The sequence below is a fragment of the Paenibacillus sp. FSL H7-0442 genome, assembly GCF_038593105.1.
In the GTDB taxonomy this organism is placed as follows: domain Bacteria; phylum Bacillota; class Bacilli; order Paenibacillales; family Paenibacillaceae; genus Paenibacillus; species Paenibacillus polymyxa_D.
The window spans coordinates 3,941,665-3,956,908 of sequence record NZ_CP151963.1 but is presented as its reverse complement, the minus strand read 5'-3'; the positions used below and the strand labels follow the sequence as shown (position 1 = coordinate 3,956,908).

At 41.7% G+C, this 15,244-nt stretch carries 12 protein-coding genes and 1 pseudogene; 11 read left to right on the top strand and 2 right to left on the bottom strand.

Features of this window, described 5'->3' with window-relative positions:
* The first annotated feature begins 457 nt into the window (after positions 1 to 457).
* From MHH57_RS17495 to MHH57_RS17455, 9 genes and pseudogenes are all read left to right on the top strand, one after another.
* The gene (locus MHH57_RS17495; RefSeq protein WP_029515504.1) at positions 458 to 1,291 is read left to right on the top strand and encodes a PRD domain-containing protein; all 834 of its coding nucleotides are present in this window, start codon (positions 458 to 460) and stop codon (positions 1,289 to 1,291) included.
* Positions 1,292 to 1,398: 107 nt separating this feature from the next.
* Entirely contained in the window at positions 1,399 to 3,312 is a 1,914-nt protein-coding gene (locus MHH57_RS17490) for a beta-glucoside-specific PTS transporter subunit IIABC (protein WP_209950134.1), read from the top strand.
* 30 nt (positions 3,313 to 3,342) lie between these two features.
* A complete protein-coding gene (locus MHH57_RS17485; RefSeq protein WP_340886112.1) occupies positions 3,343 to 4,800 on the top strand; it encodes a 6-phospho-beta-glucosidase in 1,458 nt (485 codons plus the stop codon).
* Positions 4,801 to 4,966: 166 nt separating this feature from the next.
* Positions 4,967 to 5,110: pseudogene (locus tag MHH57_RS17480) on the top strand (chemotaxis protein); the annotation flags it as partial.
* A 14-nt stretch (positions 5,111 to 5,124) separates the two neighbouring features.
* Positions 5,125 to 5,475, top strand: a complete 351-nt coding sequence (locus tag MHH57_RS17475; RefSeq protein ID WP_342434336.1) for a hypothetical protein — start codon at positions 5,125 to 5,127, stop codon at positions 5,473 to 5,475.
* Positions 5,476 to 5,564: 89 nt separating this feature from the next.
* Positions 5,565 to 6,371 (top strand): alpha/beta hydrolase, encoded by an 807-nt coding sequence (locus tag MHH57_RS17470; protein ID WP_342434335.1) that lies wholly within the window; start codon positions 5,565 to 5,567, stop codon positions 6,369 to 6,371.
* A gap of 24 nt (positions 6,372 to 6,395) precedes the next feature.
* Positions 6,396 to 7,379 carry a sensor domain-containing diguanylate cyclase gene (locus MHH57_RS17465; protein WP_340886109.1) on the top strand — a complete coding sequence of 328 codons (984 nt, stop codon included), beginning with the start codon at positions 6,396 to 6,398 and terminating at the stop codon, positions 7,377 to 7,379.
* A gap of 43 nt (positions 7,380 to 7,422) precedes the next feature.
* Positions 7,423 to 7,818, top strand: a complete 396-nt coding sequence (locus MHH57_RS17460; protein WP_340886107.1) for a hypothetical protein — start codon at positions 7,423 to 7,425, stop codon at positions 7,816 to 7,818.
* A 130-nt stretch (positions 7,819 to 7,948) separates the two neighbouring features.
* Positions 7,949 to 8,911, top strand: a complete 963-nt coding sequence (locus MHH57_RS17455) for an AraC family transcriptional regulator (protein WP_165149763.1) — start codon at positions 7,949 to 7,951, stop codon at positions 8,909 to 8,911.
* Between the two features lie 90 nt (positions 8,912 to 9,001).
* On the opposite strand, the gene MHH57_RS17450 is transcribed toward MHH57_RS17455, so the two are convergent.
* Entirely contained in the window at positions 9,002 to 10,570 is a 1,569-nt protein-coding gene (locus MHH57_RS17450; protein ID WP_342434334.1) for an S-layer homology domain-containing protein, read from the bottom strand.
* 301 nt (positions 10,571 to 10,871) lie between these two features.
* Positions 10,872 to 12,608: a methyl-accepting chemotaxis protein gene (locus MHH57_RS17445; protein ID WP_342434333.1), complete on the bottom strand. Its 1,737-nt coding sequence runs from the start codon at positions 12,606 to 12,608 to the stop codon at positions 10,872 to 10,874.
* Positions 12,609 to 12,992: 384 nt separating this feature from the next.
* Between MHH57_RS17445 and MHH57_RS17440 the strand changes: the two genes are divergently transcribed.
* Together MHH57_RS17440 and MHH57_RS17435 are read left to right on the top strand one after the other, a co-directional pair.
* Positions 12,993 to 14,195: an MFS transporter gene (locus MHH57_RS17440; protein WP_029515494.1), complete on the top strand. Its 1,203-nt coding sequence runs from the start codon at positions 12,993 to 12,995 to the stop codon at positions 14,193 to 14,195.
* A gap of 115 nt (positions 14,196 to 14,310) precedes the next feature.
* Positions 14,311 to 15,165 (top strand): CbrC family protein, encoded by an 855-nt coding sequence (locus tag MHH57_RS17435; RefSeq protein WP_245249136.1) that lies wholly within the window; start codon positions 14,311 to 14,313, stop codon positions 15,163 to 15,165.
* The last annotated feature ends 79 nt before the right edge of the window (positions 15,166 to 15,244 follow it).

The window sequence follows — 15,244 nt, the reverse complement described above, 5'->3', positions numbered from 1 at the left end:
CCCGAGGCATGGAATTCAATTTCCATGTGTTGGGTTTTGCCTTTTCTTTTTAGAATACATGATTTGCGATATCCTGCATGATATGAAAATCTGCCCAGCCATAACGCAGAAAGGTGAGTGATATAAAGCCTTACAAGTGCTGAACAACAAAGATGATGACGTCGACCAACGAATCGACATCCCAAAAATGATGTCATGGGACGTGGTTAACCGACTATATCCATTTTCAGAACGGAATATCAGATCGGTTTGGGAGCACTCAAGATCAATGATGGAAAACGTAAGGCTTTGTCTCTTATTATGAATGCGTTTTCATAACACGGAATTGTAAATCAATACATTTGAATTTGATTTACGACGAAGATTTGATCGGCTATTACCATCTTGTGACCTATCTGAAATTTCGCCCAGCATCTAAATCCTTTTTTAAATTTGATGGGATAAGGGGGGCAGTTAGATGATCATAACGAAGATCTTTAATAACAACGCCATAATAGCCAAAGATCAAAAAAGAGATGAATTTGTTGTTATGGGTCGTGGTATTGCATTCAAAAAGAATGCAGGCGAACAAGTAGAAGAGCATCTAATTGAAAAGGTCTTTGTGCTTAAACATAAAGATGCTTCAGAGAAATTTAAGTTATTGTTAGAGGATGTTCCATCAGAATATGTTTCGTTATGCTATGACATCATTGAATATGGAAAAAGCATATTAGAAGTACAATTGAGCGATTATATATATGTTTCGCTTACGGATCACATGAACAATGCATTTAAAATGTTTGATGAAGGGTTTAAAAATGCAAATCCGTTAATTTGGGAGATCAAAAAATTTTATCCTAAAGAATTTGCGGTTGGCTTAAAAGCACTGGAGTTTATTGAAGACGAAACAGGCAAACGATTGTCAGAAGATGAAGCAGGTAATATTGCTCTTCATTTAATCAATGCTCAAGTAAACAGCTCCTACAACAAGGTAGCAGATGTTGCTCAGCAAACTCAAAAAATACACGACATCTTGAATATTATTAAATACTCTTATAATACCACCATAGATGAACACTCGATCAGTTATGAGCGATTTATTACACATTTAAGATTCTTCTTTCAGCGATTAAATAAAAAAGAAAAAGTAGAACTGGAAGACGACTTTTTATGGAGGCAAGTGAAAGCAAAGTACAAAAAGGCTTATGGCTGCATGCTGAAGATTGAGAAATACTTGGATATGGTATTGTCAGATGAGGAAAAGCTGTATATCACGATTCATATTCAGCGTGTGACCCAAAGACAAAATTGAATAACTCTTGGATTGTTACTGGTAATGCAGGCGAAACCAACCTAGATCGAATTTGATCTATTTTGGTTTCGCCTTTTTTTATAAATACAATTAAAGGGGAAATTACAATGAAGTATGAGACATTAGCAAAAGACATCATCAGAAATGTCGGCGGCAAAGAAAATGTGAATAGTCTAACTCATTGTATTACACGCTTGCGCTTCAAACTAAAAGATGAAAGTAAAGCCAATACAGAGGTTTTGAAAAATATGGATGGTGTTGTCACTGTGGTAAAGAGTGGCGGGCAATACCAGGTTGTTATAGGTAACCATGTACCTGAGGTTTATGCTGATGTTACTGCTGTGGGTGGTTTTCAGACAGGAGATTCAGAAGAAGCATCTGGTGAAAAAATGAGTTTGTTCAATAGATTCATTGATACTATTTCAGGTGTATTTACACCCACGTTAGGTGTCTTAAGTGCCACAGGTATGATTAAGGGCTTCACTGCCCTATTTGTAGCTTTGGGCTGGCTGACCACTACATCGGGTACCTATCAAATTCTCAATGCTTTAGGTGATTGTTTATTTTACTTCTTTCCTATTTTCCTGGGGTATACGTCAGCTAAAAAGTTCAATGCCAACATTTTCATAGGTATGGCTATAGGTGCATCCCTTGTGTACCCCACATTTAGCATGATAACAGCCTCGGGCAAACCACTATACACTCTATTTAGCGGTACTATATTTGAGTCACCGGTATATATCACCTTCTTAGGCATTCCGGTCATTCTGATGAGTTATGCGTCAACAGTTCTTCCGATTATCATATCCACCTATGTAGGCTCAAAAATAGAAAATTTCTTTAAAAAGGTAATCCCTAGCGTAGTGAGAACATTTTTGGTTCCGTTTTTCACATTGTTAGTTATTGTACCCTTAGCATTGATTGTGATTGGACCTCTCTCGACTTGGGCAGGTCAACTGCTTGGGGCAGCAACCCTCTTTGTGTATAACTTAAGTCCAATGATTGAAGGCATAATCATGGGCGCTTTCTGGCAAGTGTTTGTTATCTTTGGATTACACTGGGGACTTGTTCCTATCGCTATGAACAACTTAGCCGTGCTTAAATTCGATCCGATTCTTGCGGCTACGCTGGGAGCTTCCTTTGCTCAGACGGGCGTCGTACTGGCAATTTTGTTTAAAACCAAAAATGTAAAACTGAGATCACTTTCCATTCCAGCTGTCATCTCCGGGATTTTTGGTGTGACAGAACCAGCGATTTACGGGATTACATTACCACGTAAGAAACCATTTATTTTAAGCTGCATAGCATCTGCAGTAGGCGGCGGTATTATAGGAATGATGGGAACGAAAGGTTATATCATTGGTGGATTGGGTATTTTTGCTATCCCGAGCTATATCAGTCCGGCAGGAATAGACAGCGGATTTTATGGGGCTGTTATCGGTATCCTGGTAAGCTTTGTATTAGGCTTCTTGCTTATGTTCTTTGGCGGATTTAAAGATGATGAAGTGAAAGAAGCTAAAAAGGAAGATAACACCTCGGGAGCAGCTAAAGGAGAAGTTTTAGTAAAACAAGAGACGGTGATGAGTCCATTAAAAGGTGAAGTGAAGTCTTTATCTGAAGTAACAGATGAAGCCTTTTCGACAGGTGCCTTGGGTAAAGGGATTGCCATTGAACCTTCTGAAGGTAAGGTCGTTTCACCTGTAGATGGTGTATTAACATCATTATTTTCGTCAGGTCATGCGATTGGCATTACAAGTGACCACGGTGTTGAGGTCCTCATCCATGTAGGCAAAGATACGGTCAAATTAAAAGGCAAACACTTTTATCCTAAAGTAAAACAGGGGGATGCTGTTAAAAAAGGCGAGCTGCTTATGGAGTTTGATATGGAAGCTATAAAAGAGGCTGGTTATGTTTTGACCACACCTGTTATCGTTGCCAATACTACGAATTACCTGGATGTCATTGAAACAGAGAAAAAGGCAATTGAGTATCAAGAGGACTTATTGACCGTCGTAGTCTAATCCTAATTAATGTTGAGGAGGAATTAAACAATGAAAAATACAACTACATTGGAATTTCCACAAGGATTTTTATGGGGAGGTGCAACGGCTGCCAACCAATTTGAAGGTGGATATAATGAAGAAGGTAAAGGCTTAAGCACTGCTGATGTGATTACGGCTGGAACGCATACGACTTCCCGAAGAATTACACCTATGCTGGAAGAAGGAGTGAACTACCCGAGTCACGAGGCTATTGACTTTTTCCACCGCTATCAAGAGGATATCCGCTTATTTGCAGAGATGGGATTCAAGGTCTTTAGGATGTCCATTGCGTGGTCAAGAATATTTCCTAACGGAGATGATGCAGAGCCGAATGAGCAAGGCTTGCAGTTCTATGATCGTGTATTCGCAGAATTGAAAAAGTACAATATTGAGCCTTTGGTTACAATCTCACATTATGAAGCACCGTTTCATTTGACCCAAAAATATAATGGTTGGTCAGATCGCAGAGTCGTAGATTTTTATGTGAGATATTGTGAAGTGCTTTTTAACAGATACAAAAATGTCGTAAAATACTGGTTAACCTTTAATGAAATCAATATTTTAACCTTGTCATTTGGAGCATTCATGGCTGGAGCTATGATGCCGGAGGGGAATGGAGAGCTAGCCCATGCTACAGTGAAGGATGAGCAGGTTCTGTATCAGGCGTTGCATCATCAATTTATTGCCAGTGCAAAGGCTGTAAAGCTGGGTCATGAAATCAACAAGGACTTTAAAATCGGTTGTATGATTGCTTATATGTGTTCCTACCCACTTACATGTCATCCTGATGATATTCTGCTGGCTCAACAAAAGGATAACTTAAGTAATTTCCTATGCTCAGATGTCCAAGTAAGAGGAGCTTATCCGGGATTTGCCAAACGCTATTTTAGAGATCATAACATTCAGATCACAATGCAAGAAGGAGATGAGGACATCTTAAAAGAAGGCTGCGTAGATTTCTATACTTTCAGCTATTATTCTTCTACTTGTGTCAGTGCCGATCCTAACCAGGAGAAAGTGGGAGGGAATTTATCTATGGGCTTAAAGAATCCTCATTTAAAAGCAAGTGCCTGGGATTGGCAGATCGATCCACAGGGATTGAGATGGTCCCTCAATAATATTTATAACCGATATGAAATCCCGTTAATGGTTGTTGAAAATGGTCTTGGCGCCGTAGATACCGTGGAAGAAGATGGCTCCATTCACGATGATTATCGAATTGATTATCTGAAGCAACACATTGAGCAAATGAAAGAAGCGATTGCTGATGGAGTGGACCTAATAGGGTATACGCCATGGGGATGTATTGATCTGGTCAGTGCGGGAACCGGAGAAATGAAAAAGCGTTATGGGTTTATATACGTCGATAAGGATAATGAAGGCAATGGGACACTTGCCAGATCTAGAAAAAAGAGCTTTTATTGGTATAAGAATGTGATCGAAACTAATGGAGAGCAGTTGGATTAGATCTTAATGCCTGTTTCATAAAAGTCATACCATCAGCGCGTGCCAATTTTAATCGGTACGCGCTGCTTCACTAAACACATGGGATGAAAATGACGAAATAGAGGGTAGGGCTGATATCAAAATTTGAGGAAGTGGATACATATTACCTGCTTGGATTAAATGCTGGATTGAAGCTGCTCGGGTGGGTGACGCAGGAGCAGGTTTTGGGGTTTTCGCTACAGAAATCTGCAAAATGTCTACGGGCACCAAGGAAGCAACAGGGCGTATTGAACAATCCTTGCAAGCCGTCAGACAACCAGTGTATAAGATGGGTGGTTTACATGTATGAATTTGAATGAGTTGAATGAACAGAGTTACACAGAACTAGAAGATTATTGGGTGCGTGTATTTCTAAATGTAGTACAAGATCAGGATAAGGAGAACTGGGAGATTCCTTATTACAACACATCCTTTTCTAATGGTCAGAAAGTCATGGATATGAACCCCATTTTTTCGGCTAAATCAAAAATAAGTCATAAATCCATCAGAATCATTCAAGAAACGGTTAATGAAGAGGATGACGTTCACTATTGGTTAGATACGAATGGGAAAAACGAATTAGTTATTATTTGTTCCTTATCCCAGCAACATGTGCACAAGGTAAAGGGGATCATTGAAAGTTGGATTTATGAATGAGATCCATTATCCATAAGCAAATCTTTTCCGATATAATAGGGAAGAGAAGCGATAGAACAGAGACTACTACCTCAGAGAGGTGATTTACGTTGACCGTTGATATTCTCCTACGTAATAATATAAAAGTGCTGGGCACAGGCAGCCAGACGATTGTATTTGCTCACGGCTTTGGATGCGATCAGGATATGTGGCGTTATATCGTCCCTAGCTTTATCGACAACTACCAAATCGTCTTATTTGATTACGTTGGTTCCGGAGATTCTCAAATAAAGTATTATGATTCGAAAAAATACAGTGACTTGCAAGGGTATGCCCAGGATGTGCTGGATATTATGGAAGCGTTAGACTTAAGAAATACCATATTCGTCGGACACTCCGTTAGCAGCATGGTCGGAATGCTCGCCTCCATCCGCAGCCCTCAATATTTTGAACGCATTGTCATGCTCGGTCCTTCTCCACGCTATGTGAATGACCTGCCTTCTTATTATGGGGGCTTCGATAAGAGTGATATTGATGAATTACTGGATATGATGCAAATGAACTTTATTGGCTGGGCTAGTTACATGGCGCCCATTGCTATGCAGAATCCCGAGCGAGGGGACTTAACCGAAGAATTGGAAAAGGCATTTTGTTCAAGAGATCCTCATATTGCACGGCAATTCGCAGAGGTTACATTTTTTTCAGATTGCCGTGTTGATCTTCAGCATGCTTCGGTTCCTACACTTATTCTCCAGTGCTCAGATGATAGTATTGCTCCGATTGAGGTAGGGGATTATTTGCATACCCATCTTAGAAATAGCAGACTTCAGCAGATGAGAGCAAAGGGGCATTATCCTCATTTAAGCCAACCAGGAGAAACGAGCGATTTAATCAAAGAATATTTAGCTAGTGTGTAATATCGAAAGAAAGGCAGTCATTTAATGGATATTCAATTAGATAAAGCTCCCTGTGGATACTTTTCAATTTCGGACGCTGGGATCATTCAATCGGTAAACCAAACTTTATTGGACATGCTTCTTTATGAACGCGATCAATTGCTCGGATGGCCGATTGAAATAACAATGTCTGTTACCAACAAGCTATTTTTTCATACTTATTTTTATCCATACATCCAGTTGTACGGGCGTGTCGATGAGATGTACTTTTCGTTTCGCACAAGTGATCGACAGGATGTGCCTGTACTTCTAAACGGAATTCGCCAGGAACGAAATGGAGAAGCAGTGATTGACTGTGTAGTGCTTGTGATGCGTAAGCGTATTGAACACGAAAAAGATATACTACAGACCAAAACCAAGCTTCAGGAATTATATCAGGCGACGAATGAAGCCAACCAGAAGCTTGAACGGTTGCACGAAGAATATGAAATCAAGCAGCAGGAATTAGTGAGGATCAATCTCCAGCTAGAAACGATGGCATCAACCGACCCGTTAACTGGGCTAAAGAATAGAAGATATTTTCAAGATCAATTACTAATCATCCTAGCCTCTTTTCAAGAGACTGGAATACCTTTTTCGCTGCTGCTCATTGATATTGATCATTTCAAAAGCATTAACGACACTTATGGTCATCCGGTGGGCGACCTGGTGCTCACTCATCTGGCAGAATTACTACAATCCATTTCACGGAATGTTGATATTGTCGCTCGTTACGGTGGCGAGGAATTTGTAATTATCCTTCCCGGCAACGATCAACAGGAAGCCATTCGTACAGCAGAAAGATACCGCTCCATGACGGCTTCAAGGGATTGGGGAGAATACAGCATTACTGTGAGTATCGGTGTGGCAACGGTTACGCAAGCGGATACGGAACAATCGATAGTTCATCAAGCGGATTTGGCACTGTATGCTTCTAAGAGTGGCGGGAGAAACCAAGTCACGCATTCAGCAAGTCTCGTAAAGAAATAAATGAGGCTTCAATAACCGCATGAAGAGTTGGGGAGTGATAAACATGGGGGAAGCGTACAAGCTGGACTGTGATACCTGTGCTTATACTAAGAACATATTTGTAGGGTTTGGTTTTTCATATATGAGTTTGGAATCCATTGCTTCGTTTGTACAGGATACTGTCCTTAAACGACGTATTGGGGAATTCATAGGCAACCCTTCGACGAGATATGATGCTTATGACGCTATGTATGTGTGTCCTGCCTGTCAGGCCATCCGTAATGAATTGTTTATTGAGATGAAATCGGACTCATCACAGTATAAAATTTCTTATGCTTGTCCTAGATGCGCGAGTGTTATGGAGCAGGAACACATTGAAAACAATGTGCCTGTTCATTTAAGTTGCCCAGCATGTGAGAAGGGCAAATTGAAAGCAACGTTTTATATGGATTGGGATTAATAGATTCCCCGGATATCTTCACAGCATACTCCAATAAGTCTGGTCAAATCGTTCAAATTCAGCTAATATTAATGATAACGATTCTCATTTGAATCATCAAAATGAATGAAAACCTTTGAGGTGGACGCTTGTGAATTCAAATTCGTTATCATTAATATATCAGCATTATTTGGAAAAAACTCCGTTTAGAAAACAAAACGAGCATACGTATATGATGTTACCGGAAGCAGGTGACGGACATATCTACAGAGTTACGACTTACAGCGGTATCGAGATTGTGTATTCGCATATCCAATATCACGAGCCTTACCAGACGAACTTTGCTTCCAAAGGACAAATGATTGAACTTCAATTTGCACTTTCGGGTCAACGTCATGTGAATATAGCTGGTCTGGACTACACGCTCCCGATAGGGTGGGGTGCTCTTATTTTTTTACAGGATTTCAAAGCACGTTTTCATCCTCCGATTAACGAACAATACCAATCCTTTGCACTTGGCATTCCTGTTTCGTTGTTTAATTATGCGGCTTCACAGTTGGCGGCTCGTCGCCAGGTAGCTATTGAATTTAAACAAATTCTGAAGGGTGCTGCGTTCCATCACCTTAGTTTTGAGCTGGATCACAGAAGTATAGTGATGATTGAACATTTGATCAAAGATTTGAAAAGTGTGCATAGATCGCCTTTATTAATGGAAGCAGCGGCACTAGAGATTTTGAATAGGTTTATGATTCAATTATTTGATTTAACTCCCATGCCCGAAGGCTTATCTAAAGAAGATGTCAGAAAGTTGCATATGGCTCGGCAAATCCTTGAATCCAGCATGATTGATCCTCCTTCACTGATCGCATTATCCAAAAGAATTGGATTAAACGATTTTAAATTAAAAAAAGGATTCAAAGCATGTTTTGGAACGACTGTATTTGAATATTTGCGCCAAATTCGTCTTGATTATGCGATGAAGCTGCTTAGAAGCCAGGAAAGCAATGTAACAGAAGCTGCGATGGCTGTAGGATACAGTAATGTGAGTGCATTTTCAGAGCAATTTTTTCGGGAATACGGAGTGAAACCATCATCTTTGAAGAAAGTATTTTAAAAATTCTGTTTTGACCATTTTAAAAAAATATCAAGGTAACAAAAAGCTGGAACCCTGTATAGATAGGATTCCAGACTTTTTATTTGGTGCTTATTTCACGAAAGTTTCAATGCCATCTGTATTGATGGTTGAAGTATGGGTACGAGACGCTTCTTCAATATTTTTGAATGCCCAGTAATCTGTTGGTACATCCTTCCATGTAGCCTGAATGGTTCCTTCCAGGGGTCCTCGTTTTAAGATCGTGTTCAAAATGGTAACCGTTTCTACTCGTGTTATATATTTATTGGGTTGGAAGCTGTTATCGTTATAGCCGGTAATCCATCCTGCATTAGCTAACGCTACAATGGAATCCCTTGCCCAATGCTTTTCGATATCGGTATAAGGAGACGCTGTGGTTTGCGTTCCTTTAAGCTGCTTCCAGGATGCGAGTATTGCTGCCATTTCTGCACGGGTAATGGGTTGCTCTGGTCGAAATGTTCCATCTGCATATCCATTCATAAGGTGCTGTGTCGTAAGTGCTATAATCGAATCCTTTGCCCAATACGTGCTAGGTACATCTTTGTATGTCGTTGAGCCTTCTTTTGTCTCCAACTTCATAATCCTAGCCATCATCGCGGCGGTTTCAGCTCGTGTAATTGACTGGTCCGGTCGGAATGTACCATCCTGATAACCCGTTATATATTTTTCATGCGCAACCTCGGATTGCTCTACTGGCATGATTTCCGCAGTCGGTAAAACCGTTGAAGAAGCCGATGGTGATGAAGATGCGGTTGTTTCACTTGAAGAAGATGAGTCACTGCTATCCGCGTTATCCTTCTTATCTTTTTTATTGCTACTGCTGCTGTCGTTATTGCTAATATCACCCGTGCCTGCATTTCCATTTACATTTACAACCTGTATATAGGCATCAGAGGTGCTCGGCGCGAATCGAGCATCCCCACTGTATATAGCAGTAATTGCGTGACTTCCCACACTTAAGTTGCTTGTAGTGTAGTACGCATTGGCATAGCCATTCGAAATGCCCACTGGCTCCATCGTCAGCGTATCTAATATATTCGTACCGTCCATAAGGATGACCGTTCCGGTTAAATCGCCCGATGTTTGTGGGTTTGAGGTTGTCCTCAAGCTAAACCTTACTTCCTGACCTTGATTAGACGGATTCAGCGAACTCAATATTGTAGTTACTGTAGGTCTCAGTGAAGGTGTAGGCGCAGATGCATTTACGACCTGAATGTATGGCTCAGATGTACTGGGGGCAAATCGAGCATCCCCACTATATATAGCAGTAATTGGGTGACTTCCCACACTTAAATCGCTTGTGGTGTAGGTCGCAGTGGCATATCCATTCGCAATGCCATTTGGCCTCATCGTAAGCGTATCTAATATATCTGTACCGTCCATAAGGATAACCGAGCCGGTTAAATCTTTCGTAATTTGTGGGGATGAGATGGTTTTGATGCTAAACGTTACGGATTGACCTTGTTTAGAAGGATTTGTCCAACTCGTTACCGTGGTTTCAGTAGCATACACAGCATCCGTTACACTTGGTACTGGTGAGGAGGTTGCATACACAGCACTCTCGGAAAAACTCCATGTCCAGGTCCCTAATAAGACGATAACAGCAAGATAAGATAAACAAAAAGACTTGATTTTACGCATAAACTTCCTCCATAAATTTCCGGTGTCACGATGAACTTACTAAGATCCTCCATGATGACTAACCTACTAATATAATTTTCTTTCTTACATTACTGATTTACTATACTAAATGCCTCTGAACCAATTCTGAACCAAATCGACAAAAACCGTGCCCAATTCACATCGCTAGAAGGGGATCACGATTTGCGAGCCTTTTCAGTAATTTCTCAGAACAAATGCAAAAAGGGTCAACCCAAAGGAACGGGTTGACCTCATAATATGAATGACAGTTTAGCGTAATATTTTGGAAAGATTTATTCCGTTAATATTTAAATTTGACCGTTAGATCCTGTAACTTTTGTGACATATCCGACAAGGTCGTGGCCAGACTGGTGATCTGCTGCATCGAAGCCAGTTGCTCTTCTGCAGACGCTGCAATATTCTGCGAGTTGTCCGCCGCTTGAAGCGCCAGACCTGATACGTTCTCTCCGCCCGCCGAAATTTCTTGGACACTTGCGGTTATTTGCTGCGTGATGCTTGCGAGCTCTTCTGTTTGCTGCGCGATATGATTGGTGGACGTCACAATTTTGTTAAACTGCTGCTCTGTCTCATTGGCAATTTTAATACCAGAGTCGACATCCTGTTTTACGCGTTCCATGGTCTTAAGCGAATGCTCCATATCTTTGCGCATATTCTGAATCAACCCGGAAATTTGCCCGGAAGACTGGTTCGATTGTTCGGCCAGCTTTCTCACCTCTGCAGCAACTACGGAGAAACCGCGGCCTTCCTCGCCTGCACGGGCAGCCTCAATCGAAGCATTTAAGGCAAGCAGATTGGTCTGCTGTGCGATATCCGTAATGGCATGCAGCATCGTGTCGATCTGTTGAGTACGTTCATCCAGCATCCTCATAACCGCATCGGTTTCATTGACGGAATGGTTAATCAAGTCCATTTGCTTCACCGTATGTTGTACAGCAGTACCGCCAAGGCTCGCCATTTCCATCGCGTCTGCAGACGATTCAGCAATAGTCAAGGAGCTATCCGTGATCCGCTGCATGCCTATTGAAATTTCTTCAAGCGAGCTGGTTGTCTTCTGGAGCATCAGTTGCTGCTCCTTCGCACCGGCCGCCGATTCTTGAATCGCGATGGTGATATGCTCGGTTGCCTGCCCAGTATGCTCTGCACCAAGGGTTAATTCTTTCGAGGAAGCTGCTACCTGCTTTGTGGACAGGTTTACTTCACCGATCAAATATCTAATATTTTTAATCATATGATTGAAATCCTGTGCCAGCTCGCCAACCTCATCTTTTGAATTCATTTTGACTTCTTCGACCGTTAAATCACCGTCCGCAACTGAGTTAAGCCGCTTTGCAATCATGATAATAGGCTTCGTAAAACGTCCCGAAACAAAGCTTACGATAATTGCTCCCAGAATAACTGCAATAGTCGTAATAATCAGGACAATATAAAGGACCTTGGTCGCCCCGCTGTTAAATTCGTTAAAATATGCTCCAGAACCGATGATCCATCCCCAATAAGGATCCCTTTCAACGTACGAAATTTTCGTCTCCACTTGATCTGTACCAGGTAAAGCCCATTTATAAGTGACGAATCCACCGCCGTTTGTACCGGCTTCTACAAACTCTTTTCCCACATGCACACCGTCTTCCGATACGGCATTTATTAAATCCTGGCCTTCATTTGAAGGGTTCATCACTGAAACGGCATCTTGGTTGACTGCCCACGGATAACCTGTTTTACCTACAGTATATTTAATCTTTACCGGTCTTTTGTTATTAGCATCTTTTACACCGAGCAGCTCGATGCGCAGTTTTTCCTGTGCTTCTTCCAATGTTAAATTACCGGCTTCGACTTGCCCATTGAGGAAACTAATCATACCAATTACCATTTGCACACTATTCTTAAGTGCTACTTTGCCTGATTCATTCATTTCATTCTTGGAAACAACATAAGAACTGATTCCAATCACGAATGTGGGTACAATTAAAATAATCAAGCACATTATGGTTAACTTCGTTCTTAACGATCTTACCTTCATGATTGATCCTATTTTTGTTTTCACTGAGATTTCCCCCTTAGACATCGATATACAGACTCAACCCACAGCTACGCTAATTACTAAAGGCAAAAGACTGTACATCATATATCGTAATAACATGCCAGGAAATGAAGCCCTTCCATCCAGTCAGCGATGAAGAGACCGATGTAGTTCATTTCACAACGAAAGAGCGACTCTATAATTAACGACGCCCATTGGGCCATAGAATGCAGGCCATTTTTTACTGTCTGAAGACTGGCTGCTGTTTTATACGCAAAATTAAATCCGTTTAACCGCAAATTTATCCGTCTATAGGCAGTAGCGTTTTGGTATGCTCCGTATACTTCTGCATAGAGAGAATCTTTAACAGAGGAGTGTGCGAGGATGAATAGAATAAAAGGGAGCATCTTTTTCAGTGTATTTGTGGCTATGCTAGGGCTCATGCTCATTGCTCCAATTATGCCGCCCCTTATTCGTGAATTAGGCTTAAGAGAAAGCCATTCCGGATTAATTATATCGCTTGGTTCTATAACGATGGCCTTAATGGCTCCAGTATGGGGAAATCTAAGTGATGCAAAGGGACGCAAGCCGGTGATTCTGCTTGGTTTCATAGGGATGTGTGTAAGCTGCCTGTTGTTTACACTTACTCTTTTTGCAGGATTAAATGGTTGGCTCAGTGGGGGGCTGCTGTTAGTCCTGCTGATTGTTACACGCGGCTTAATTGGCGGCTTTATCCCGGCGGTGTTGTCATCGTCCCAAGCTTATATGGGAGATGTAACGGAAGGAGAAGAGCGTGGAAGTGGTATGGCTATTATTAGTGCGGCGAATGGGCTTGGGCTGGTATTTGGTCCCGCGATTGCAGGTGCCTTTACTTTAATAGGGCTGTTATGGCCCTTATATTTTGGAATTGTCATTGCCGCTGTTGCATTCGTGGTGTCTCTGCTGGCGATTCCGGCGGCCCAGCCCGTTATTCAGCAAAAACCCGCTCGAATTAACCCCCTCCAGCCAGGTCTAAGAATGTATTTGTTTGCAGGCTTGGTTACGATGATAAGTATTGTGACTATTCAGGTTATAGGTGGTTTTTATTTTCAAGATCAGTTAGGTCTTACATCCGAAGAAACAGCAAGAGTCGTGTCCTTTGGACTTATGTTCTCCGGGGCAGCGATGCTGATTGTGCAGATCATCCAGATGAAATGGCTTAAATGGCAGCCTAAGCCGATGATTTTACTTGGTTCTCTATTCCTGATTGCTGGAATGGCATTATTTCTGATTTCAGCCAGCTTGGTCGTTTACTATGCAGCGTTCTTTATGTTTGGCATAGGCACAGGCTTACTGATGCCCGGTTTTATGGCAGGTGCTTCGCTTTCAGTCAGTCAAGAGCAGCAAGGGGGAGCAGCGGGGCTGGTAGCTGCGGTACAGGGAATTTCCGCGATCATTGCTCCTATTTTGACGACCACCTTGTATCGAGTGGACAAATATATTCCCTTTACGCTTATAGCAGTCTTGGTAGCTGTTATGGCTGTTATTATGTGGGTAGTGAGAAAAAGAAACGGGAATAGTGAGCCTGTTCCTCATAAGGCAAAATAAATAAAAGATTGGTTAGATGAATCCATAGGCTTCCGGGGTATACTCACCGGAAGCCTATATCTATTATAATAAGTTATAAGAAATTTCAGGAAAATCAGAAGGAAGTGGGGGGCTTATGGAAATCCAGCAAAAATGGGTGGCACTAAACAAAAGATATAGTTTGTACGCACCCAGTCCCGAGGCTGTACAAGCCATGTACCAATTGAAGGAAGAGCTTGAGGGCTTAGAAAGCGAGCAGGCTGCCAGAATTTTGACAGAGTTGTATCTTCACCTGCATCAATACGAAGAGGCGCTAGAGGTTTTTATGTCCGTCATGAACCGGAAAAATAAAGCAGATTTGAAGAAACAGTGGAGTATTCAAGAGATGATTAATAGCCCGATTCGACTGCCGGTGATTAAGCCTTTAATCAAAGTAGCCAAGCGCAAGAAAACTTCCGATCTCCCTGTGTTTACTTATCATCAAGACCCTGTACGCACTCAGATCCTTAAATCAGGCTTTTTGAAAACGTGTTCCTGTTGTGGACGGCAGACCGATATCTGGTACGCGGGTCCCTTTTATACAGCATTATCTTATGAGGCGATCTGTCCTTGGTGTATTGCGAATGGTAGCGCTGCGAGCATGCTACAGGGAACATTTCATGACCCTGCTTGCTGTGCACAATTGGAGGAACCAAAGCTGGATGAGCTACTGCATCGGACTCCCGGTTATGAGGCATGGCAGACCGCCGCGTGGCTGGATCACTGTGATGACTACTGTGTTTTTATAGATTTTGTTGGCTGGAAGGAACTTGTCAGTAGAGAAATAGAAAATGATGTCAAACTGATGGTTATGCTTATTCTGGCTTTGTATAATGAAAAAGAGGCTAAGAGTCGAATACGAGAAAGCATGGAACGTGACGGATCGTTTCGGGGTTATTTATTTCAGTGCAGGCATTGTAAGGAATACCTCTTATATGCGGACTATGACTGAATCCAAGTGAATTTCCTGAGGTGAATGAGAAGGTGAAACCCAATTTAGGGGTAGTTCTAATTAAGGAGGAGTTCATAAA

What these genes read in the sequence shown, in the direction of transcription:
- MHH57_RS17495 (WP_029515504.1), top strand. Translation starts at nt 458, where the DNA reads ATGATCATAACGAAGATCTTTAATAACAACGCCATAATAGCCAAAGAT.
- MHH57_RS17490 (WP_209950134.1), top strand. Translation starts at nt 1,399, where the DNA reads ATGAAGTATGAGACATTAGCAAAAGACATCATCAGAAATGTCGGCGGC.
- MHH57_RS17485 (WP_340886112.1), top strand. Translation starts at nt 3,343, where the DNA reads ATGAAAAATACAACTACATTGGAATTTCCACAAGGATTTTTATGGGGA.
- MHH57_RS17475 (WP_342434336.1), top strand. Translation starts at nt 5,125, where the DNA reads ATGAATTTGAATGAGTTGAATGAACAGAGTTACACAGAACTAGAAGAT.
- MHH57_RS17465 (WP_340886109.1), top strand. Translation starts at nt 6,396, where the DNA reads ATGGATATTCAATTAGATAAAGCTCCCTGTGGATACTTTTCAATTTCG.
- MHH57_RS17460 (WP_340886107.1), top strand. Translation starts at nt 7,423, where the DNA reads ATGGGGGAAGCGTACAAGCTGGACTGTGATACCTGTGCTTATACTAAG.
- MHH57_RS17450 (WP_342434334.1), bottom strand. Translation starts at nt 10,570, where the DNA reads ATGCGTAAAATCAAGTCTTTTTGTTTATCTTATCTTGCTGTTATCGTC.
- MHH57_RS17445 (WP_342434333.1), bottom strand. Translation starts at nt 12,608, where the DNA reads ATGAAGGTAAGATCGTTAAGAACGAAGTTAACCATAATGTGCTTGATT.
- MHH57_RS17440 (WP_029515494.1), top strand. Translation starts at nt 12,993, where the DNA reads ATGAATAGAATAAAAGGGAGCATCTTTTTCAGTGTATTTGTGGCTATG.
- MHH57_RS17435 (WP_245249136.1), top strand. Translation starts at nt 14,311, where the DNA reads ATGGAAATCCAGCAAAAATGGGTGGCACTAAACAAAAGATATAGTTTG.